Raw genomic sequence first — 19,838 nt, 5'->3', positions numbered from 1 at the left:
AGACAGGATGCTCATCGTGACTGAAGCTTTTATTGTCGTCCCCACCGCTGAAGAGGCTGTCGACCGCCTCGCAGCCTTGCATGAGCGCGCAACCACGGCGTTAAGCCAGGCACTCAAGCGTTATCTCAAAGACCGCATCGAGCCGTCTGCGCAAGAGCGCGCCCTGTTCCGCTACCCGGAACTGCGGCTGACCTACCGCTTTCATGGCGAAGTGCCCGTTATCACCCGCGCCTATGCCAAGGTGCAATTGCCCGGCACGTACAGCGTCACCGTCACCCATCCCGCCGCGTTCCGTAATTATTTGTTGGAACAGCTGGTGCCGCTGATGCGCGACTTCACCGTTGACGTCGAGGTCGGCGTCAGTCAGCAAAACATTCCTTACCCGTACGTGGTAGAGCAGGGCGACGAACTCGCGGGCTCCGGCGTGACGGCCGCCGCGCTGGCGCGGGTATTCCCGAGCACCGACCTGTCGGCTGCCACGGATGGCATCGCGGATGGCCTGTACGACTGGGAAAACACCGACCCGCTGCCGCTGGCGCTGTTTGATGCCGCCCGCGTCGATTTCTCACTGCGGCGGCTGGTGCATTACACCGGCAGCGACTGGCGCCATGTGCAGCCGTGGATCCTGCTGACCAACTACCACCGTTATGTCGACCAGTTCATCCTCCACGGTCTTGAACAACTGCGCGATAACCCGCGCTTTGTGCGCATGGTGCTGCCGGGCAATGTGCTGATCGAAAAATCCATGGACTACGGCGAAGCGCAAGCCATTGCGGCCGGGGTGGTGTGGCACCGCTACCAAATGCCGGCGTATCACCTGCAAGCCAGCGATGGCCATGGCGTGACGCTGGTGAACATCGGGGTTGGCCCGTCGAATGCGAAAAACATCACCGACCATTTGGCGGTGCTGCGTCCGCACTGCTGGTTGATGATCGGCCACTGCGGCGGCCTGCGTCAGTCGCAAACCATTGGCGACTACGTGCTGGCCCACGCCTACATGCGCCGCGACGGCATTCTTGATCGTGTGGTGCCGCCGAACATTCCGATCCCGGCCCTGGCCGAGGTGCAGTTGGCGCTTCAAGAAGCGGCGGCGCAGGTCACGGGCGAGCATGGCGATGAGCTGAAAAAGCGTCTGCGCACCGGCACTGTGCTGACCTACGACGACCGTAACTGGGAGTTGCGCTGGGCGCAGGAACGTCCACTGATTAACCTGTCTCGCGCCGTGGCCGTGGACATGGAAAGCGGCACCATCGCCGCGCAAGGTTATCGCTTGCGTGTACCGTATGGCACGCTGCTGTGCGTCTCGGACAAACCGCTGCACAGTGAAATCAAATTGCCCGGTTCGGCCAACGCGTTTTATGAGCGCGCGGTCAGCCAGCATTTGAAGATCGGCATTGCCGCCGTGGACTTGATGCGCAATCAGCTGCACTCGTTGCATTCGCGCAAATTGCGCAGCTTCGACGAACCGCCGTTCCGTTGATGGGTGATGGGTGATGGTCATTTAGCCAGGCTGCGTTGCAGAGCTTGAGAAGGGAACCCCCATTCCCTTCGCGCTGCGCCTTGCCTGGCTAAATGGGATTCAGCGACGCGGCTTGCAATGAAACGGGAACAGCCCCTAGCATTGCCCGCCCTGATCGCTAGATGTCCGGTGTGCCATGTCCCGTCCTGCTCGTCCCGCCCCACGCCGTCCGGCGTCTAAAAGCCCTCAACCTCACACCGCCGGTCGTCGCGTGGCCAAGGCGCCACCTGCTGAGCCCAAGCTGTACCTGTTCAACAAACCGTTTGATGTACTGACTCAATTCAGCGACGAAGGCGGGCGAGCGACGCTCAAGGATTTTATCCCCATCCCCGGCATTTACCCGGCCGGACGGTTGGACCGGGACAGTGAAGGGTTGCTGCTGCTGACCAATGATGGCCAGTTGCAAGCGCGGATCGCGGACCCGAAACACAAACTGCCCAAGACCTATTGGGTGCAAGTAGAAGGCGAGCCCACCCCGGAGCAATTGCAACAGCTGCGCGACGGGGTGCTGCTCAACGACGGCAAGACGTTGCCCGCCGAGGCGCGGGCGCTTGAAGAACCGCAGCTATGGCCGCGTAACCCGCCGGTGCGCTTTCGCAAAAGTGTGCCGACGGCCTGGCTGGAACTGGTGATTCGCGAAGGGCGTAACCGTCAGGTCAGGCGCATGACCGCCGCTGTCGGTTTACCGACGTTGCGGCTGGTGCGTGTGCGCATTGGCGACTGGAGCATCGAGGGCCTGGAGCAGGGGCAGTACAGGGAAGTGCCGGCGCGGCTATAGCGCGCCAGACTCAATCAAGCCGATCACCACGCTTTTGATGATGAACGCGGCCACACCCAGCCCCAGCACGAAAAACAGGATAAACGAGCCGAAACGCCCGGCCTTGGACTTCTTCGCCAGATCCCAGACGATAAAAGCCATGAACATGATCAGGATGCTGACCAGAATCGTCATCATCCACTCTTCAAATACGGCAGGATCCATCAGTGTTCTCCAGCGTCATCGGGGGTGAAAAGCCGGGCGAGTATACGCCAATGCCCGCGGCGGGTAGTGACCCGTAACCGGTGGCGGCTTACGTGCGCAAGTGCGTGAGCGGCAACTCGGTGCTGTTGAGCACCTGATTGAGCACAAAGCTCGAACGCACGCTGGTCACGCCCTCGATCCGGGTCAGATGGCCCAGTAACAGCTGTTGATAGTGGTCCATGTCCGGCACCACGATTTTCAACTGATAGTCTGCGTCAACCCCGGTCACCAGGCTGCATTCCAGCACTTGGGGCAGGCTGCGGATGGCGGATTCGAAATTCTCGAAACGTTCTGGCGTATGACGGTCCATGCCGATCAGTACGTAGGCGGTCAGGCTCAACCCCAGCTTTTTACGGTCCAGCAAGGCGACCTGTCGCGAGATGTAGCCATCGTCTTCCAGTTGCTTGACCCGTCTTGAGCACGGCGAAGGCGAGAGCCCAATGCGTTCGGCCAGTTCCTGATTGGAGATGCGTGCATCACGCTGTAATTCCGCCAAAATACTCAAGTCGTATCGGTCGAGTTTGCTCACGAAGTTACCCTTTGTCATAACTATTGCGTGAAAGTATCCACCTTAAGTCAAAAATTGCGCAAGTAATGTTTTATTGAGCAATCTTCGCAATCGTGTGCCGTCTGCACAGGCCTATGCTTTACACCAGAATCACTGCCCGGACATAGAGTCCACTGCGGCCCGCCGAATCAGGCCAGCCGCGGCCGCCAACCCCACAGGGTTGCCCCGGCCCCCGGGCTACGCACTGTCCACAAGACGGAGCGAGGTGAGCCAACACCACACGTGTTGAGCCAGGACGAAAAAATTCAAAGGGCGGCCGACGGGTCGCCCTTTTTTATGGCACAAAAATAAGTGCCGGACCTGCTAACCTGCCGCCGAACCGGTTCCCGGATTTCCAGTCTTATCGTTACGCCCCTACCTGCAGTGAGGAACATCATGAAATCGCGTCTCTGGCGTTTGGCTGTCGTCAGTTTGCTCAGTGTCGGTGTCAGCGGTCATGTGGTGGCTGATGAGCGGGGTGAAGGCCATCCTCAGCAAGGTCGGCCCGACGGCGGCGAGCAGCGCCCTCACGGTCAAGGCGCGAACGCCCCCTCGCGCCCCGATTACAACCCGCAGCCCGGCGGCCATGGTCAGCCGCAAGGTGGCCAATGGCAAAGTCGTCCTCAGGGCGACGGGGCGCAACATCGCCCGTCAGCGCCCGGCAATCAGTTAAGCATTCAGGCGCGACCTGATTCCGTGCAGCAGACTCAGCCACCGCGCCAGGGTCACTATCAGGATATTCCCCGGCGTCCCGGCGACTATTCCCAGTGGCAAGGTCGCCCACGGCCCGGCTACGGCCCAAACCCCGGTTTCAATAACGGGCGTCCCGATGACAGCCATTGGCAGGGGCGGCCGGACGGGCATGGCAATGGCTGGGGGCCGGGCCCTCGCTATCGTCCCGGCTACAGGGTTGACCGCTTTCCCGACCGCTATTGGCAAGTACCCTACCGTGGGCAGGACTATTTCTACTCCGGCGGTTACTGGTATCGCCCCCACGGCCCGCGTTATGTCGTGGTGCAGCCGCCCTACGGGATCCGCGTAGGCTATCTGCCCGATTACGCGCGTGAAGTGTGGATCGGCAGCTCGCTGTTATTTCTCGCCGCCGGTGCTTATTACGCTTATCAACCCGCGACGCAGGACTACATCGTGGTGCAACCACCAGCGCCCATCCCCGTGGCCGCACCGCAACCGCTGAGCAGCGGCTACGACGTGGTGGCCTATCCGGCCAATGGCCAGACACCTGCGCAAGTGGATCAGGATCGCTACGACTGTTACCGCTGGGCCGTCGACCAGAGCGGCTTTAACCCCGCCAGCGTGACCTACGCGCCTTCACCGGCGGTGGTGCAAACCTACCGTCAGGCGCAGGGCAACTGCCTGAGCAGCCGCGGTTATCAGGTCACTTACTGAGCCCGGTGTTTGACCACTTCCTGCGGGTCGGCGTGCACCAGCACTTCGGCCTGTGGATAACGGCGCTCAATCGCTTCGGCGGCGCGGTCGCTGAGGTCGTGAGCTACCGACAGTGTCAGCTCGCCGGGCAATTCAAGGTGCAATTGCACGTACCAGATATTCCCCGAAATGCGCGTGCGCAGGTCATGTGCCCCCAACACGCCCGGTACGCTGCAGGCCAGTTCCAGCATGTTCTGGCTGACGTCAGCCGGTAACTCTTCATCCATCAACACGGAAAAACTCTGGCGGGCGATCTGGATCGCGCTCCACAGGATGTATCCCGCAATCCCCAGGCCAAACCACGCGTCCAGCTGCGGCCAACCGAAGCTGGCCAGCACCAGCGCCACCAGAATGCTGCCATTGAGCAGCAGGTCGGAGCGGTAATGCAGCGAGTCGGCGCGCACCGCGTTCGACCCGGTGGCCTTCACCACCCGATGCTGTAACACCAGCAGCGCCACGGTCATCACCAGCGAGAACACAATCACGCCAATGCCGATCCATGGCGCGCCAATGGGCTCGGGGTGTTTCAGGCGCTCAATGGCCTGAATCGCAATCAGCACGGCGCTTACGGCAATAAACAGCGCCTGCGCCATCCCGGCGAGGGACTCGGCCTTGCCATGGCCGTAGCGGTGGTCATCGTCGGCAGGGCGTAAGGCGTAATGCACGGCCAACAGATTGAGAAACGACGTCACGCCGTCCAGCAACGAGTCGGTCAACCCGGCCAGCATGCTGACCGAACCGCTGAGCCACCAGGCGATGGCCTTGGTCACGATCAAAAGGCTCGCCACTGCCACCGAGGCTCGGGTAGCAAGGCGTAACAGGCGCGCGTGTTCCGGGCTGCTGGTCATGAACGTTCCTTGTATCAGGCGGCGGGGGCAAGGCCGTAAAGGGCCAATTGCTGCACGCTGCCCGTGTGCTGGATCAGGCGTGGATCGTCGAGTGGGAAGCTGCCGCCCAGTTCACGCTCAAGGATCGTTTGCAGCTTGCTGTTATCCACCTTGCCGTCCGCACCGATGGCGTCTTGCAGTTTTTGTGGGGCGATGTGCGCGGTTTTGCCTGGCGGGAAGTAAATCGCGCCCGTGGCAAAGTCGACGCCAAAGGCGATCAGGCCCGGGATCACATAAAACAGCAAGCCCACGGCATCGAGCACCGCAATCATCGGGTCGATCTTGCCGTCGATCTGCCCGCGACGGTCCGGGAAGAAAATACTGCCGCAGGCAGTCAGTTGAGTGAGCAGGGCGGCAATCACAACGCCACCTATCACGCGCGAAGACATACGCATCTCAAAACCTCATAAACGTTTGAAGGGCCGATCCCGGCATCAAGACGGTGCTTAATGCCGAACTGTTCGCCGTTATACTCGCCGCACTGTTCTGGAGCCACCATGATTTCTCTGCCGATTGATGAAGTTTTACCCGCGCTGCGCCACGCCTTGACTCAACGTCACGAAGCCGTGCTTGAAGCACCGCCCGGCGCCGGTAAAACCACCCGTGTACCTTTGGCCTTGCTCAACGAACCGTGGCTGGCGGGGCAGAAGATTGTGATGCTCGAACCCCGACGCCTCGCTGCCCGTGCTGCGGCCGAACGGCTGGCCAGCGAACTGGGTGAAAAGGTCGGCGAGACCGTCGGTTACCGCATCCGCCTCGACAGTAAAGTGGGCCCCACAACGCGCATTGAAGTGGTCACCGAAGGCATCCTTACCCGGCGTTTGCAGCAGGATCCGGCGCTGGAGGGCGTCGGCCTGCTGATCTTCGACGAGTTCCATGAGCGTAGTCTGGATGCCGATCTGGCGTTGGCCCTGAGCCTCAACGGCCGCGAGCTGTTTCGCGATGAACAGCCGCTGAAAATCTTGCTGATGTCGGCCACGCTTGAGGGCGAGCGGCTTGCCAGCGTCCTCGACGACGCCCCGATCTTACGCAGCGAAGGGCGCATGTACCCGGTCGCCATGCGCTGGGGCCGTCCGTTCGTGCCCGGTGAGTTCATCGAGCCGAGGGTGGTTCAGACCGTACTGGACGCCCTCAATGATGAAACGGGCAGTCTGCTGGTGTTTCTGCCCGGTCAGGCAGAGATCCGGCGGGTTCATCAACAATTAGCACAAGCGCTGGAGTCACAGAGCGACATTCTGCTGTGCCCGCTGCACGGCGAACTGGAGCTGGCAGCGCAACGGGCGGCTATCGAGCCGGCGCCTTCGGGCCTGCGCAAAGTGGTGCTGGCCACCAATATTGCGGAAACCAGCCTCACCATCGACGGCGTGCGGGTGGTGATCGATGCGGGGCTGGCGCGTGTCCCGCGTTTCGATCCCGGCAGTGGCATGACGCGCCTCGACACCCAGCGTATTTCCCGCGCCAGCGCCACGCAGCGGGCTGGTCGCGCCGGGCGACTGGAGCCCGGCGTGTGTTATCGCCTGTGGTCAGAAGATCAGCACGCGCAGTTGGCGGCGTATGGCACTGCCGAGATGATGCAGGCCGATCTGGCGGGGCTGGCGCTGCAAGTGGCGCGCTGGGGCGTCAGTGCGCAAGAGCTGGTTTGGCTGGATGCCCCGCCCGCAGCAAGTTATGCACAGGCGCAACAGTTGCTGGAGCGTTTGGGCGCCATGAACCCTGCGTCGAATCAAGGAGGCACCCTCACGGCGCATGGCGAGGCGATGGCCGAGTTACCGGCGCACCCGCGTATCGCGCACTTGTTATTACGCGGTCAGGAATGGGGCCTGGCAGACATGGCCTGTCACGTCGCCGCGCTGTTGGGTGAGCGGGATATTCTTCGCGGCGCGGGGGCCGATGTGCACAGCCGCCTGGCCTTGTTGGACGGTGAGGCCCGCGCAGCGCGGGGCGGGCAGGGCGGCGTACAGCGTGCCAGACAACTGGCGCGCCAGTACCGTGCGCAGTTACGCGGCAAACCGGCCCGCCCGGTGGCAGATCCCGAGCACCCGCGCTGGCTCGGCGCCTTGCTGGCCTTGGCTTATCCCGACCGCATCGCCCAGCAGCGCAAGCCCGGCGGCGCCGAATACCGTCTGGCCAATGGCCGGGCCGCGTTGTTCAGCGAGGTCGATGCCCTGATGAAGCAGCCGTGGCTGGTCATCGCCGACCTCGGCAGCCGCCAGGGGCAGCGCGAAGAGCGTATCTACCTGGCGGCAGAGTTTGATCCCGCGTTGCTGGACGATGTGTTGAGTGAGCAGGTCAGCGTGATCGACCAACTGGATTGGGACGAGCGCGAAGGCGTGTTGCGCGCTGAGCGTCAACGCAAAGTGGGTGAGCTGGTGTTGAGTCGCGAACCGTTGACGGGGCTCGACGAAACCGCGCGCACACAGGCATTGGTCAATCTGGTGAGACGCAAAGGCCTGGAACTGTTGCCGTGGACGCCGGAGCTGCGTCAATGGCAAGCCCGAGTAGGCCTGTTGCGTCAGTTGGACCTTGAGGCTCAGGGCCAGAGTGACTGGCCGGATGTCAGTGATGCGGCGCTCTTGGCCAGCCTGGAAGACTGGCTGGCGCCGTACCTGACACGTGTCTCGCGGCTCAGCCATTTCGCCAGCCTCGATGTGTCCAGCATTGTGCATAACCGGCTGCCGTGGCCATTACCGCAACGGTTAGAGGAGCAGGCGCCCCATCACATCAAAGTGCCGTCTGGCTCATCGGTGCGGCTGGACTACAGCGAACACCCGCCGATATTGGCTGTGCGCCTGCAAGAGCTGTTCGGGCTGGCGGATACCCCGCGTATTGCGGGCGGGCGGCAGGTAGTGAAATTGCACCTGCTGTCGCCAGCGCGGCGGCCGGTGCAGGTGACGCAGGACTTGGCTAACTTTTGGCGCAGCACCTATGCCGAGGTCAAAAAAGACCTGAAAGGGCGTTACCCCAAACACTACTGGCCCGACGATCCACTCGTGGCTGAAGCCACGGCGCGCATCAAACCCAGAAAAACCTGACCGCTGACGGGCGGGGCCGGTTCAGTCCAGCGGCAGTAAAAAGCGGCCGACAACGGGCAAGTGGTCAGAAATGGTGAGCGTGTCTTCCTGACGCACGTAGCCTTCGATGCGTTTGAGTTTCGGGCTGTAAAACAGGTAATCGAGGGTGCGATCGGGTTCTTCGACACGCGGATTGTTCGGGAAATGCGTGAGCCACAGTTCGCGGTCGATGCCGGTGGCTTCAGGGTTGCTGGGAATCATTGGGTACTTTTCCCACAGCAGGTGCAGCTCGCTGTCAGGCGAGTAACCTGCGCGCAACTCGGCGGGCAGGCGCAGAAACTGGCCGATAGGCAGCAAGTTGAAGTCCCCGCCGATCAGCCAGGGGGTGCCGTAACCCTCAAACTTGTCCACCACCGCAGCGGTCGCCTGCATTTGTCGACGCAGGTTGCTGTTGTTCAGCGTCGGGCGGTCGAGTTGGGTATTGATGACCACCAGTTGCCCGCCGTCGTTGAGGGGCAGATAGCTGACCAGCAGGGCGGGTTTGGGTTGAAACTGGCGGCTGACGATGTTGGCCTCGGCCACCGGTAATTGCACGCGTTCGGCGTGTTCGATCTGGAAGCGGCTCAGCGTCACCAGGGTGCGCCCGACACTGCCAAAAATGTGTCGGTCGGGGACGAAGTCGGCTTTCCAGGTGAATGCTTGCGCGCTGCAGGGGTACAGGTCGATCAGGCGCTCCTGCAACAGTTTGAGCTGATCCTGATACGCACTGGCCTTGGCGTTTTGATCGACCTCTTGCAGCAACACCAGATCGGGCTTTTCGTCGCGGATGACGCGCACCACCTGATCCAGGCTGAAGGCCATGTCTTCGCGGTTGGGGCGGGTATCTGGCCCGCTGCCGTCGCTCAGGTTGTACCAGAACACGTAACGCTTGCCCGCCAGGTATTGCACGTTCCAGGTCATGACCTTGAGTGCCTGACCGGGCACCAGCACCGGGGCCGTGGCAGGGCAGCTGACGGGCAGCACCTCCCTGGCCTGCGGGCGCCACGTCAGGCTGTAGATCAGGCACGCCAACAGCGCTGCTGTCAGCAACACACCCAGTACGGTATTACGCAAAAGACGTGACATGGACTCGGCTTATAAAGGTTGCGCAGAAGGCCGAGCATACGCGCCCCATGCTCGGCATCCCACTGGCAGGCTTGTAGGTGAACCTTCTTTTACTTGTCAGAAGATTCTCGAATTAGCATAAATAAACGGAATAGGACCACAGATAGAAACAGCTGCAAGAAGCTGTTGATGCTTTCGAGCACCAGTGACAGCACCGGGTTTTCGGCTGGCGGGTACACCGAAAAACCTGTTTCCTTGAGCAGCATCAAAGGCCCCAGCACCGCCAGAATGCACACGAAGATGCGCCAGAAGTGGCCACGGCTCAGCTCGAAGCTGGACTTCAAGGCGGCCAGCGGTGGCTCGTCGCGCAGCACCAGTTGGTATTCGGCGAACGCAAACACGACGGTCAGGTAGATGCCGGGGACAAAAAACATCGACAGCCCCAGCACGATGAGCAAGGTGCTGATGGCTGCCAGCAGCGCGAACTTTGGCCACAGTTGCAGCGCACGGGCCAGCAGGTCACGGTTGCGCGGGCTTTCGCCCCGGCTGCGCGCGTCGAGAAACAGGATCAGGGCCGCCGTGTAGATCGGGTACACCAACAAGCCGACGACCAACCCGTAGCCGGGCGACGCATTCGGCCCCGTGGCGTGGTCGACCAGTTGTTGCAGCACGGCCTCAAGAATCACCAGCGGCAAGCACAGCGTCACAATCTGGCCCAGATTGCGTTGGAAGAAGTACAGGGCGTCACGAATAACATTCAGCGGATTCATGGTTCAGTATCAGCATTCAAAAGCGGTGCGCCACTTTAACCGATCAAGCCCGGCATCAAGCAAATGCAAGTGCCTAAGTTGCTGTCAGACGCACGCCGTATCGGGCGCGGCGGGCGGTTTATCCACGCAAACCCTGCACGGGCTGGCATACTGCCGCACTTGTTTTCAGTCGTGCGCCCATTTGCCTGGACGCCTTGAGGTGGTCCCGGTGAAAAAAATTGCAGTCTTTGCAGATGTGCAGAACCTCTATTACACGGTTCGCCAGGCGTATGGCTGCCATTTCAATTACGCCGCGCTGTGGGCCGATATCAGCCAGCGGGGTGAGATTGTTGAGGCCTATGCGTACGCCATCGACCGCGGTGACAGCAAACAGCAGCAGTTTCAGCAAATCCTGCGCAACCTCGGTTTCACGGTGAAGCTCAAGCCTTATATCCAGCGCAGTGACGGCTCGGCCAAAGGCGACTGGGACGTCGGCATCACCATCGACATCATGGACGCCGCCGCCAATGTGGACGAAGTGGTGCTGGCCTCCGGCGATGGCGACTTCGACCTGTTGCTTGAACGCATTGCCAACAAGCACGGGGTTGAAACCGTGGCATACGGCGTGCCGGGCCTGACCGCCAACTCCTTGATCCGCGCGGCCACCCGCTACGTGCCGATCGAAGGCAATTTGCTGCTTAAGTAACGCTCACTTTTTACAGGATTGACCCCGTTTGGAACGTATCGCCGTCATCGACTTTGAAACCACCGGCATTTCACCGAGCAGCACCTGCCGGGCCACTGAAATTGCCGTGGTCATTCTGGAGCAGGGGCGCATTGTCGAGCGTTACCAGAGCCTGATGAACGCCGGTGTGCGCGTGCCGGGTTTTATCGAGCAGTTGACGGGTATCAGCAACGCCATGTTGCGCACCGCGCCTTCGGCCGAGCAAGTGATGAACGAGGTCAACGAGTTTGTCGGCATCACCCCGTTGTTGGCGCATAACGCCGCGTTCGACCAAAAGTTCTGGGATTTCGAGATGGGCCGCATCAAGCGAACCCGCTTGCAGAACTTTGCCTGTTCGCTGCTGCTGGCGCGGCGTTTGATGCCCGCCGCCCCCAACCACAAACTCGGCACGCTGACCACGTTCGCTGACCTGCCTCACACCGGCAAGGCGCACCGGGCGATGGCCGACGCCGAAATGGCCGCCAACCTGACCGCGCACCTGGCCCGGCAACTGCGCGAACAGCATGGTCTGCGTGAGTTGAACCATGACCTGCTGTGCAGCTTGCAAAAAGTGCCGGCCGCCAAGATCAACGATCACCTCAAGCGCTACCGGGGTTTCTGACGCTCACGTAGCGCCCCCCTGGCGGCAAAAAGTGTACGGCCGCTTTTGATGCAATCTGTTACTTCTGTTGCACGGCTCCGATGTCTAGACTTCCAGATCCCCTGCCTTTGCCTTTGAGCTGAACCATGCCTGCCGCACGTCGTTTCCCGTTGCAATTGATCGGTGCTTTTTTCGCGTTGTACGTGATTTGGGGGTCGACTTATCTGGTGATCCGTATCGGCATTGAGTCCTGGCCGCCGCTGATGATGGCCGGGGTGCGTTTCCTCGTGGCGGGCAGCTTGATGTATGCGTTCATGCGCTGGCGCGGGTCGCCTGCGCCCACGTGGGTGCAGTGGCGTTCGGCGGCGATGATCGGCTTTCTGCTGTTGGCCTGCGGCAATGGCGGCGTGACCCTGGCCGAGCACTCGGGCGTGGCGTCGGGGGTAGCGGCGTTGGCCGTGGCCACCGTGCCGTTGTTCACGTTGCTGTTCGGCTATTTTTGGGGCGCGCGCAATACGCGGCTGGAGTGGGCGGGGATTGTGCTCGGGCTGATCGGTATTGCCATGCTCAACCTCGGCTCCAACCTGCAAGCCAGCCCGCTCGGTGCGGCCATGATCCTGTTTGCGGCGGCGGCCTGGGCCTTCGGTTCCGTCTGGAGCCGTCACTTGCCACTGCCGGCCGGGCCAATGGCCAGCGCTGCGGAAATGCTCACGGCGGGCGCTGTGTTGCTCCTCGGCAGCCTGTTGAGCGGCGAGCGTTTGACGCAAATGCCGACAGCCGCCGGCTGGGGAGCCTTGCTGTATCTGGTGTTTTTCGGCTCCATCATCGCGTTCAGTGCCTACATGTATTTGCTTAAAAACGTACGCCCGGCAGCCGCCACCAGCTACGCCTACGTCAACCCGGCCGTGGCGGTGATGCTTGGCATTGCCTTTGCGGGCGAGACCATCGGTTTTGAAGAGTGCCTGGCGATGGCGGTCATCATCAGTGCGGTGGTGTTGATCGGGTTACCGCAGTGGCGCAAGCAGAAACCCGTCTGAATTAGGGTAAACTGCGCGCCATTGCAACCTCTGCACCCACGCGCTGACCTTTTTCGACGGTATCCCCATGACATTCGCCTCCCTTGGCCTGATCGAACCCTTGCTGCGCGCCCTTGAGACGCTCGGCTACCAGACCCCGACCCCGGTTCAGGCCCAAGCCATCCCCGCCGTGCTGGCGGGCCGCGACCTGATGGCCGCCGCCCAGACCGGCACCGGTAAAACCGGCGGTTTTGCCCTGCCGCTGTTGCAGTCGCTGACCATGGAAGGCCCGAAAGTCGCCAGCAACTCCGTGCGTGCGCTGGTGCTGGTGCCGACCCGTGAGCTGGCCGAGCAGGTTCACGAAAGCATTCGCCAGTACGCCGAACACCTGCCGTTGAGCACCTACGCGGTGTACGGCGGCGTCAGCATCAACCCGCAAATGATGAAAATGCGCAAAGGCGTTGATGTGCTGGTGGCCACGCCGGGTCGCCTGCTTGACCTGTATCGCCAGAAAGCAATCAAGTTCAACCAGTTGCAAACCCTGATCCTGGACGAAGCCGATCGCATGCTCGACCTGGGTTTCAGCGAAGAACTGCGCGACATCTATCGCGCCTTGCCGAAAAAGCGTCAGACCTTGCTGTTCTCGGCCACGTTCTCGGATGCGATCCGCGCGCTGGGCGAGCAAATGCTCGACAACCCGCTGAGCATTGAAGTCAGCCCGCGCAACGTCGCGGCCAGCAGCGTCAAGCAGTGGGTTATCCCGGTCGACAAGAAGCGCAAGGCCGAGCTGTTCCTGCATTTGCTGCGCACCCAGCGCTGGAAGCAGGTGCTGGTGTTCGCCAAAACCCGCAATGGCGTGGATGACCTGGTGGGCAAGCTGCAAGCGCTGGGCATCAACGCTGACGGCATCCATGGCGACAAACCGCAGGCCACGCGCCAACGCGCGCTGGATCGTTTCAAGGCCAGTGAAGTGCAGATTCTTGTGGCCACCGATGTCGCGGCCCGTGGTCTGGACATTGAAGACTTGCCGCTGGTGGTCAACTTCGACCTGCCGATCGTGGCCGAGGACTACATCCACCGCATTGGCCGTACGGGTCGCGCCGGTCAGAAGGGCGAGGCGATTTCGCTGGTGTGCGCCGATGAGGTGAACATGCTTTCGGCCATTGAGATGCTGACTCGTCAAACGCTGCCGCGCCATGAAGAACAGGATTTCGAACCAGAGCACCGCGTGCCCGAAACCGACGCCTCGGGTCAGGTGATCAAAAAGCCGAAGAAGCCTAAAAAGCCCAAAACGTCCGGCGGTGGCGGTAAACGTAACCTGGGCAAATGGGTCGACAGCGGCGAAGTGGCCCCGGCTGAACCCTCGGTCAAGCCTGTGCGTAAAGTGCCCGTATTCAACACCGGCCCGCGCAAACGCAAGTAAGGTTTTTAACCGCTACCTCGCGCTGGCGGGTAGCGGTTTTGAATCAGGCCTGAGGGTGCAGCCAGCTTAAAACCCCCAACCCGGCGGCGCGGCCACTGGCGAAACAGCCGGTGAGCAAGTAGCCGCCTGTTGGCGCTTCCCAGTCCAGCATCTCGCCTGCGCAGAACACCCCCGGCAACGGTTTGAGCATCAAGTGTTCGTCCAGCGCCTCAAAGGTCACACCGCCTGCACTGCTGATGGCCTCGTCCAGCGGACGTGGCTTAATCAACTGCACCGGCAACGCTTTGATGGCGCGGGCCAGTTGCGCCGGGTCTGCGAAACATTCAGCGGGCGCCAATTCGCGCAGCAGCGCGGCTTTCACGCCGTCCAGACCCAACTGGCTGTGCAGATGTTTGCTCATCGAGCGTGAGCCACGAGGTTTGGCGAGCGCCTTTGCCACGTTATCCACAGCCTTGCCCGGCAACAGGTCGATCAGAATCGTGGCAGCCCCTTGCCGGTTGATCGCTTCTCGAATCGGCGCCGACCACGCGTAAATCAGGCTGCCTTCGATGCCACTGGCCGTGATCACGCATTCACCCAAGCGCGGGTTGTGATGCTCCAGTGCAATGGCGATATTTTTCAGCGGTGCACCGGCAAATTTGGTGCGCAGTACCTCGCTCCAGCCTGTGACATCAAACCCGCAGTTGCTCGGTTGCAGGGCTGCCAGCGAGACCCCGCGTTCAGCGAGCAGCGGCATCCACGCCCCATCGGACCCCAGCCGCGCCCAACTGCCGCCCCCCAGCGCCAGGACGGTTGCGTCGGGGGTAATGTGTTTTTCGCCTTCCGGGCTGTCGATGCGCAATGCGCCATCGGCTCGCCAGCCCAACCAGCGATGGCGGGTGTGGATAACCACGCCGGACTCGCGCAATCGCTTGAGCCAGGCGCGTAAAAGCGGCGCGGCTTTCATGTCGGTGGGGAACACCCGGCCCGAGCTGCCAACGAAAGTCTCGATGCCCAGATCGTGAATCCAGCGGCACAGCGCATCGGCATCAAAGGCACGCAACAGGGGCGCAATCTGGGGCGCCCGTTCGGCATAGCGCGACAGGAAGGCGGGATACGCTTCAGAGTGCGTGATGTTCATGCCCCCGACCCCAGCCAGTAAAAACTTGCGCCCGACCGACGGCATGGCGTCATACAGATCGACTCGCACACCCGCCTGACTCAGCACTTCAGCGGCCATAAGGCCCGCCGGGCCACCGCCAATGATGGCGACATGAGGGGGAAGGGAAGTGAGGGCGTCAGTCATGGCAAGCTGCAAATCGGCGAAATAAGCGGCGCATTCTACCTGACTGCGCCAACCCGTAGTCGCTGCCGAGCAAGGGGGCGGTGTACGCCCGTTCAACGCTCACACTTCACGTCCGGCGACGTCACGGTTCAAGCCTCTGGTCTAGCGCTTCCCGCCACCCCAAAACGGGCATCACGACTGCATCTGTACGAAAAACACACAGCGCCTTGCAGGCCACGTTCTGTATGGCCTGCAAGGGCTTTCACTCAGGTTATCCACAAGCGGTTCCACAGGCATTGTGGGTAATTAATCGCAGCCCATTGCGCACCAGACCTTGTGCGCGCTGTGGTGCAGAATCCCATGACGGCGCGCCAGCGCCTTGCGGTCTTTGCTGTAGCCCCCGCCGATTACCCCGACCACCGGTATGTCCCGGCCCAGGCAATGCCGCATCACGGCTTCATCACGTGCGGCCACGCCTGCGTCTGTCAGTTTCAAGTACCCCAGCGCGTCGTCCTGGTGCACATCGACCCCGGCGTCGTACAACACCAAATCCGGCTGATACAGCGGCAGCAAGTAATTCAGCGCTTCATCCACCACTTGCAAATAGGCGGCATCGCCCATACCCATGGGCAAGCCGATGTCCCAGTCGCTTTGCGCCTTGCGCGCCGGAAAGTTTTTTTCGCAGTGCAGCGAAACGGTAACCGCCTCCGGCGTAGTGTCCAGAATGCGCGCCGTGCCATCACCCTGATGCACGTCGCAGTCGAAAATCAGCACGCGACTGACACGTCCGCTTTCGAGCAAGTAACGGCTGATGACCGCCAGATCATTGAAGATGCAAAACCCCGCCGGGTGGTCGTAGTGGGCGTGATGGGTGCCGCCGGCCAAGTGGCAGGCCAGCCCGTGGCTCAATGCCTGCTCGGCGGCGAGCAGAGAGCCGCCGACGGCGCGAATGGTGCGCCGCGCCAGGGCTTCGCTCCAGGGCAGGCCCAGACGCCGCTGGTCTTCACGGGCCAGCTCGCCCGCCATATAGCGCTCGATGTACGCCGGATCATGGGCAAGGGCGAGGATATCCACAGGGCACAGCGCGGGGCGAAGCAGGTCGGCGTCCCGGGTCAGCCCGGTTTCCACCAGGTGGTCGCGCAACAAGCGGAATTTATCCATCGGGAAACGATGCTCGGGCGGGAACGCCGGGCTGTAGTCATCGTGATAAATCAGCGGTAAAGGCATGGGGATTTCACGTCGGAACGAGCGCCGGATCTTAACAGCGCGGTACACTGCCCGACACATGAAAAGCCCGGTATTAAATCGGAGGGGTTTGATGGAGCAAATTCAGGAACTCGAAAGTGCCCGTCTTCGCCTGCGCCCGTGGCGAGACACGGATTTGGCAGCGTTTGCGGCCATGTGCGCCGACCCGCGGGTCATGCGCTATTTTCCGGGACTGTTGAGCCGCCTCGAAAGCGCCGCGCTGATCGGCCGTGTTCGCGGCCACTTCGCTGAATATGGCTACGGACTGTGGGCTCTGGAGCGTAAGGACAGCGGTGCGTTTATTGGTTTTACCGGTTTATTGAATGTCGGATTCGACGCACCGTTCACCCCTGCTGTCGAGATTGGCTGGCGCCTGGCGCCCGAGCATTGGGGGTTGGGTTACGCCAGTGAAGCTGCGTGGGCGGTGTTGCGCTGTGCCTTTGACCGGCTGGCGCTGGATCAAGTGGTGTCCTTTACCACCGAGGCCAATCTGCCCTCGCAGAAAGTGATGCAGGCCATCGGCATGCAGCGTGATCTGGCGGGTGATTTTGAACACCCGAAGATCCCCGAGGGCCATCCCTTGCGCCCCCACGTGCTGTATCGGATCAGTCGGGCGCAATGGTTGGAAACGCTGCACGGATAAGCAGGCAAATGACGTTCAAGTTGTAGGTTAAGCGGCGAGTGCCGAATTTTGTGTGGCCGTCGCAGCGAAGATTGCGCCGGTATTGCTCTGTGTGAGGAAAAACTGAATGAGCCAAGTGTTGGATGATCTGGTCAATTTGCTGACCCTGGAACCGATCGAAGAGAACCTCTTTCGCGGCCGCAGTCAGGACTTGGGCTTTCGCCAGTTGTTCGGCGGTCAGGTGCTCGGTCAATCGCTGTCCGCCATGAGCCAGACGGTTGAAGACGCCCGGCATGTGCATTCGATGCATGGTTACTTTCTGCGGCCCGGCGATGCCGGGCTGGCCGTGGTGTATCAAGTCGACCGCGTGCGTGATGGCGGCAGTTTCAGCACCCGTCGGGTGACCGCGATCCAGAAGGGCCAACCGATTTTTACCTGTAGCGCATCGTTTCAATACGACGAAGGCGGGTTTGAGCACCAGATCCCGATGCCCGATGTAGTCGGCCCGGAAAATCTGCCTTCCGAGCTGGACCTTATTCGTCAGCGCGCGCACCTGATTCCCGAGGCCATGCGCGAAAAACTGCTGTGTGCCAAGCCCATCGAATTTCGGCCGGTGGTGGGGGAAGACCCGTTCAACCCCAAGGTCAGCGACCCGATCAAATACGTCTGGTTTCGCGCAGACGGCGCGCTGGCCGACACGCCCGCGCTGCACAAGTACCTGCTGGCCTACGCTTCGGACTTCGGCTTGCTCACGACTTCGCTGCTGCCTCACGGCAAAGGCGTCTGGCAAAAAGATATGCAAGTGGCCAGTCTCGACCACGCCCTGTGGTTCCACGCCGATCTGCGCGCTGACGACTGGTTGCTATACGCCATGGACAGCCCGTGGGCCGGTAATTCTCGCGGGTTCTCCCGTGGCAGTGTGTATAACCGCGCCGGGCAGTTGGTGGCGTCGGTCACTCAGGAAGGTTTAATTCGCCATCGCAAGGACTGGGCATGACGCTAAAAGACGTAAAGCATTGGGTGTTCGACATGGACGGCACGCTGACTGTAGCGGTGCATGACTTCAAGCTGATTCATCGTGAACTGTCCATCCCGGACGATGAAGACATCCTCACCCACCTCGCCGGTTTACCGGCCGCCGAGTCGGCCGCCAAGCATGCCTGGCTGCTGGAGCATGAGCGCGAGCTGGCGCTGGCTTCCACCCCGGCGCCCGGGGCGGTCGAGTTGATTCTTGACCTGGCCGAGCGGGGCGTGCGCTTGGGGATTTTGACCCGAAACGCTCAGGAGCTGGCGCAAATCACCCTGAAGGCCATTGGTCTGGATCAGTGTTTTGCTCCCGACGATGTGTTGGGACGTGACAACGCGGCCCACAAGCCCGACCCGGATGGCCTGCTGAAACTGGCCAAGGCGTGGGGCGTTGAGCCTGCGCAAATGGTGATGGTGGGGGATTTCCGTTTTGACCTTGAATGCGGGCGTGCTGCGGGCAGCAAGACGGTGCTGGTCAATGTCCCTGAAAACCCGTGGCCCGGTCTGGCCGACTGGCATGCCAGGGATTGTTTTGAATTGCGGCGCCTCGTGGCCTGATTAGCGGGCGACCTGATGCCAGGGCGATCAGCCCTGGCATCCCGCGCCCCGGCAGTTACAGGCGGGCAGCGGAGAAGGTGTCGCACTGATTGATGTCGCCCTGTGCAAAGCCGGTCTTGAACCACTTCACCCGTTGCGCCGAAGTACCGTGGGTAAAGGAGTCCGGCACCACGCGACCCTGGCCTTGTTGCTGCAAGCGGTCATCACCAATGGCGTTTGCCGCGTTGAGCGCTTCCTCGATGTCTCCCGGCTCCAGCCAGTTCAAGCGTTTTTGCGCAACGCTGGCCCACACGCCTGCCAGACAGTCCGCTTGTAACTCCTGACGGACCAGCAAACCGCCATCGCCTTTCATGGGTTTGCCTTGCTGGCGGGCCATTTGCATTTTTGACGACACCCCCAACAACGTTTGCACGTGATGACCGACTTCATGGGCAATCACATACGCCTGGGCAAAATCACCTGCGGCCTGAAAGCGCTGAGCCATCTCCTGGAAAAAGCTCATGTCCAGGTACACTTTCTGGTCGGCCGGGCAGTAAAAAGGGCCGCTGGCAGAAGAGGCGAAGCCACACGCCGAGTTGATCTGGCCACTGAACAGCACCAATGTCGGGTCTTTATAGGTGCGACCGGACTGCTGAAAGACCTGACGCCAGGTGTCTTCGGTATCGCCCAGCACGGCACGCACGAACTCGGCTTGTTGATCGTTGGCCGGCGGTGCATGACCGGTTTGTTGCGAGACCTGCGGCGATGATTGCTCGGTTAACTGGCCGCTCAATTGCCCAAGAATTTGCATCGGGTCCTGCCCGGTCAGCAGGCCGAAACCGACGATGACCACCACGGCCATCAGGCTCAAGCCTTTACCGCCCCCAATACGCATCCCGCCGCTTCCGGTGCTTTGATCGCGCACGTCTTCAACGTTGTCGCTACGCCGGCCTTTTTTCCACAGCATGGAGGTGTCCTCTATCAATCTTGTTCATAAGTGTTGTTGCTGACGGGGTGCTGCGCCAGCCCGGTCGTCAGACGCCCTTGCAGTGACCGCGAAGTGTGGCACTTAGTGCGATGACGTCGCCGTGATAAG

The 19,838-nt window shown here is 61.4% G+C and carries 20 protein-coding genes; 11 read left to right on the top strand and 9 right to left on the bottom strand.

Annotation, left to right across the window (positions count from 1 at the left end):
• The first annotated feature begins 7 nt into the window (after positions 1-7).
• Complete coding sequence (gene amn / locus BKD70_RS07890) at positions 8-1,480, top strand: AMP nucleosidase (RefSeq protein ID WP_162199724.1); 1,473 nt, start codon at positions 8-10, stop codon at positions 1,478-1,480.
• 250 nt (positions 1,481-1,730) lie between these two features.
• On the top strand, positions 1,731-2,297 hold the full coding sequence (locus tag BKD70_RS07885) for a pseudouridine synthase (RefSeq protein WP_162493716.1): 567 nt from the start codon (positions 1,731-1,733) through the stop codon (positions 2,295-2,297).
• Here BKD70_RS07885 and BKD70_RS07880 read toward each other — a convergent pair.
• Positions 2,292-2,501: a DUF2788 domain-containing protein gene (locus BKD70_RS07880; RefSeq protein ID WP_047273525.1), complete on the bottom strand. Its 210-nt coding sequence runs from the start codon at positions 2,499-2,501 to the stop codon at positions 2,292-2,294. The two genes, BKD70_RS07885 and BKD70_RS07880, sit on opposite strands and share 6 nt — an antisense overlap.
• An 88-nt stretch (positions 2,502-2,589) precedes the next feature.
• Entirely contained in the window at positions 2,590-3,087 is a 498-nt protein-coding gene (locus BKD70_RS07875) for an Lrp/AsnC family transcriptional regulator (RefSeq protein ID WP_169835849.1), read from the bottom strand.
• A 396-nt stretch (positions 3,088-3,483) separates the two neighbouring features.
• On the opposite strand from BKD70_RS07875, the gene BKD70_RS07870 reads away from it, so the two are divergent.
• On the top strand, positions 3,484-4,494 hold the full coding sequence (locus BKD70_RS07870; protein WP_047273526.1) for a DUF6515 family protein: 1,011 nt from the start codon (positions 3,484-3,486) through the stop codon (positions 4,492-4,494).
• Here BKD70_RS07870 and BKD70_RS07865 read toward each other — a convergent pair.
• The gene (locus BKD70_RS07865) at positions 4,488-5,381 is read right to left on the bottom strand and encodes a cation diffusion facilitator family transporter (RefSeq protein ID WP_047273527.1); all 894 of its coding nucleotides are present in this window, start codon (positions 5,379-5,381) and stop codon (positions 4,488-4,490) included. The genes BKD70_RS07870 and BKD70_RS07865 overlap by 7 nt on opposite strands.
• Before the next feature lie 14 nt (positions 5,382-5,395).
• Positions 5,396-5,815, bottom strand: coding sequence for a hypothetical protein (locus BKD70_RS07860; protein WP_047273528.1), 420 nt, complete (start codon positions 5,813-5,815; stop codon positions 5,396-5,398).
• A 102-nt stretch (positions 5,816-5,917) separates the two neighbouring features.
• Here BKD70_RS07860 and hrpB point away from each other — a divergent pair, with 102 nt between their 5' ends.
• Positions 5,918-8,452 carry an ATP-dependent helicase HrpB gene (hrpB, locus tag BKD70_RS07855; protein WP_047273529.1) on the top strand — a complete coding sequence of 845 codons (2,535 nt, stop codon included), beginning with the start codon at positions 5,918-5,920 and terminating at the stop codon, positions 8,450-8,452.
• A gap of 21 nt (positions 8,453-8,473) precedes the next feature.
• Here hrpB and BKD70_RS07850 read toward each other — a convergent pair whose 3' ends face one another.
• Entirely contained in the window at positions 8,474-9,556 is a 1,083-nt protein-coding gene (locus tag BKD70_RS07850; RefSeq protein WP_047273530.1) for an endonuclease/exonuclease/phosphatase family protein, read from the bottom strand.
• An 89-nt stretch (positions 9,557-9,645) separates the two neighbouring features.
• The gene (locus BKD70_RS07845) at positions 9,646-10,305 is read right to left on the bottom strand and encodes a YciC family protein (protein ID WP_047273531.1); all 660 of its coding nucleotides are present in this window, start codon (positions 10,303-10,305) and stop codon (positions 9,646-9,648) included.
• A gap of 208 nt (positions 10,306-10,513) precedes the next feature.
• Here BKD70_RS07845 and BKD70_RS07840 point away from each other — a divergent pair, with 208 nt between their 5' ends.
• The 4 genes from BKD70_RS07840 (at position 10,514) to BKD70_RS07825 (ending at position 14,048) form a co-directional block, all read left to right on the top strand.
• Positions 10,514-10,990, top strand: coding sequence for an NYN domain-containing protein (locus BKD70_RS07840; protein WP_047273532.1), 477 nt, complete (start codon positions 10,514-10,516; stop codon positions 10,988-10,990).
• A gap of 28 nt (positions 10,991-11,018) precedes the next feature.
• A complete protein-coding gene (locus tag BKD70_RS07835; protein ID WP_047273533.1) occupies positions 11,019-11,630 on the top strand; it encodes a PolC-type DNA polymerase III in 612 nt (203 codons plus the stop codon).
• A 125-nt stretch (positions 11,631-11,755) separates the two neighbouring features.
• The gene (gene yedA, locus BKD70_RS07830; RefSeq protein ID WP_047273534.1) at positions 11,756-12,646 is read left to right on the top strand and encodes a drug/metabolite exporter YedA; all 891 of its coding nucleotides are present in this window, start codon (positions 11,756-11,758) and stop codon (positions 12,644-12,646) included.
• Between the two features lie 67 nt (positions 12,647-12,713).
• A complete protein-coding gene (locus tag BKD70_RS07825; protein WP_047273535.1) occupies positions 12,714-14,048 on the top strand; it encodes a DEAD/DEAH box helicase in 1,335 nt (444 codons plus the stop codon).
• 43 nt (positions 14,049-14,091) lie between these two features.
• Here the strand turns inward: BKD70_RS07825 and BKD70_RS07820 are convergent, their stop codons facing one another.
• Together BKD70_RS07820 and BKD70_RS07815 are read right to left on the bottom strand one after the other, a co-directional pair.
• Positions 14,092-15,333 (bottom strand): TIGR03862 family flavoprotein, encoded by a 1,242-nt coding sequence (locus BKD70_RS07820; protein WP_047273536.1) that lies wholly within the window; start codon positions 15,331-15,333, stop codon positions 14,092-14,094.
• A 285-nt stretch (positions 15,334-15,618) separates the two neighbouring features.
• Positions 15,619-16,539, bottom strand: a complete 921-nt coding sequence (locus BKD70_RS07815; RefSeq protein WP_047273537.1) for a histone deacetylase — start codon at positions 16,537-16,539, stop codon at positions 15,619-15,621.
• A gap of 91 nt (positions 16,540-16,630) precedes the next feature.
• Between BKD70_RS07815 and BKD70_RS07810 the strand changes: the two genes are divergently transcribed.
• The 3 genes from BKD70_RS07810 to BKD70_RS07800 all read left to right on the top strand — a co-directional run bounded on the left by BKD70_RS07810 (position 16,631) and on the right by BKD70_RS07800 (position 18,763).
• The gene (locus BKD70_RS07810) at positions 16,631-17,200 is read left to right on the top strand and encodes a GNAT family N-acetyltransferase (protein ID WP_047273538.1); all 570 of its coding nucleotides are present in this window, start codon (positions 16,631-16,633) and stop codon (positions 17,198-17,200) included.
• A 106-nt stretch (positions 17,201-17,306) separates the two neighbouring features.
• Positions 17,307-18,176 (top strand): acyl-CoA thioesterase II, encoded by an 870-nt coding sequence (locus BKD70_RS07805; RefSeq protein WP_047273539.1) that lies wholly within the window; start codon positions 17,307-17,309, stop codon positions 18,174-18,176.
• Entirely contained in the window at positions 18,173-18,763 is a 591-nt protein-coding gene (locus BKD70_RS07800; RefSeq protein WP_047273540.1) for an HAD family hydrolase, read from the top strand. Before BKD70_RS07805 ends, BKD70_RS07800 begins: the two co-directional genes overlap by 4 nt.
• A 55-nt stretch (positions 18,764-18,818) precedes the next feature.
• Here BKD70_RS07800 and BKD70_RS07795 read toward each other — a convergent pair whose 3' ends face one another.
• Positions 18,819-19,709, bottom strand: a complete 891-nt coding sequence (locus BKD70_RS07795; RefSeq protein WP_047273541.1) for a neutral zinc metallopeptidase — start codon at positions 19,707-19,709, stop codon at positions 18,819-18,821.
• Positions 19,710-19,838: the final 129 nt, after the last annotated feature.

Source organism: Pseudomonas sp. BS-2016 (genome assembly GCF_001806145.1).
In the GTDB taxonomy this organism is placed as follows: Bacteria; Pseudomonadota; Gammaproteobacteria; order Pseudomonadales; family Pseudomonadaceae; genus Aquipseudomonas; species Aquipseudomonas lundensis.
The sequence above is the reverse complement of the archived record's forward strand: the minus strand, read 5'-3'. Positions and strand labels throughout refer to the sequence as shown.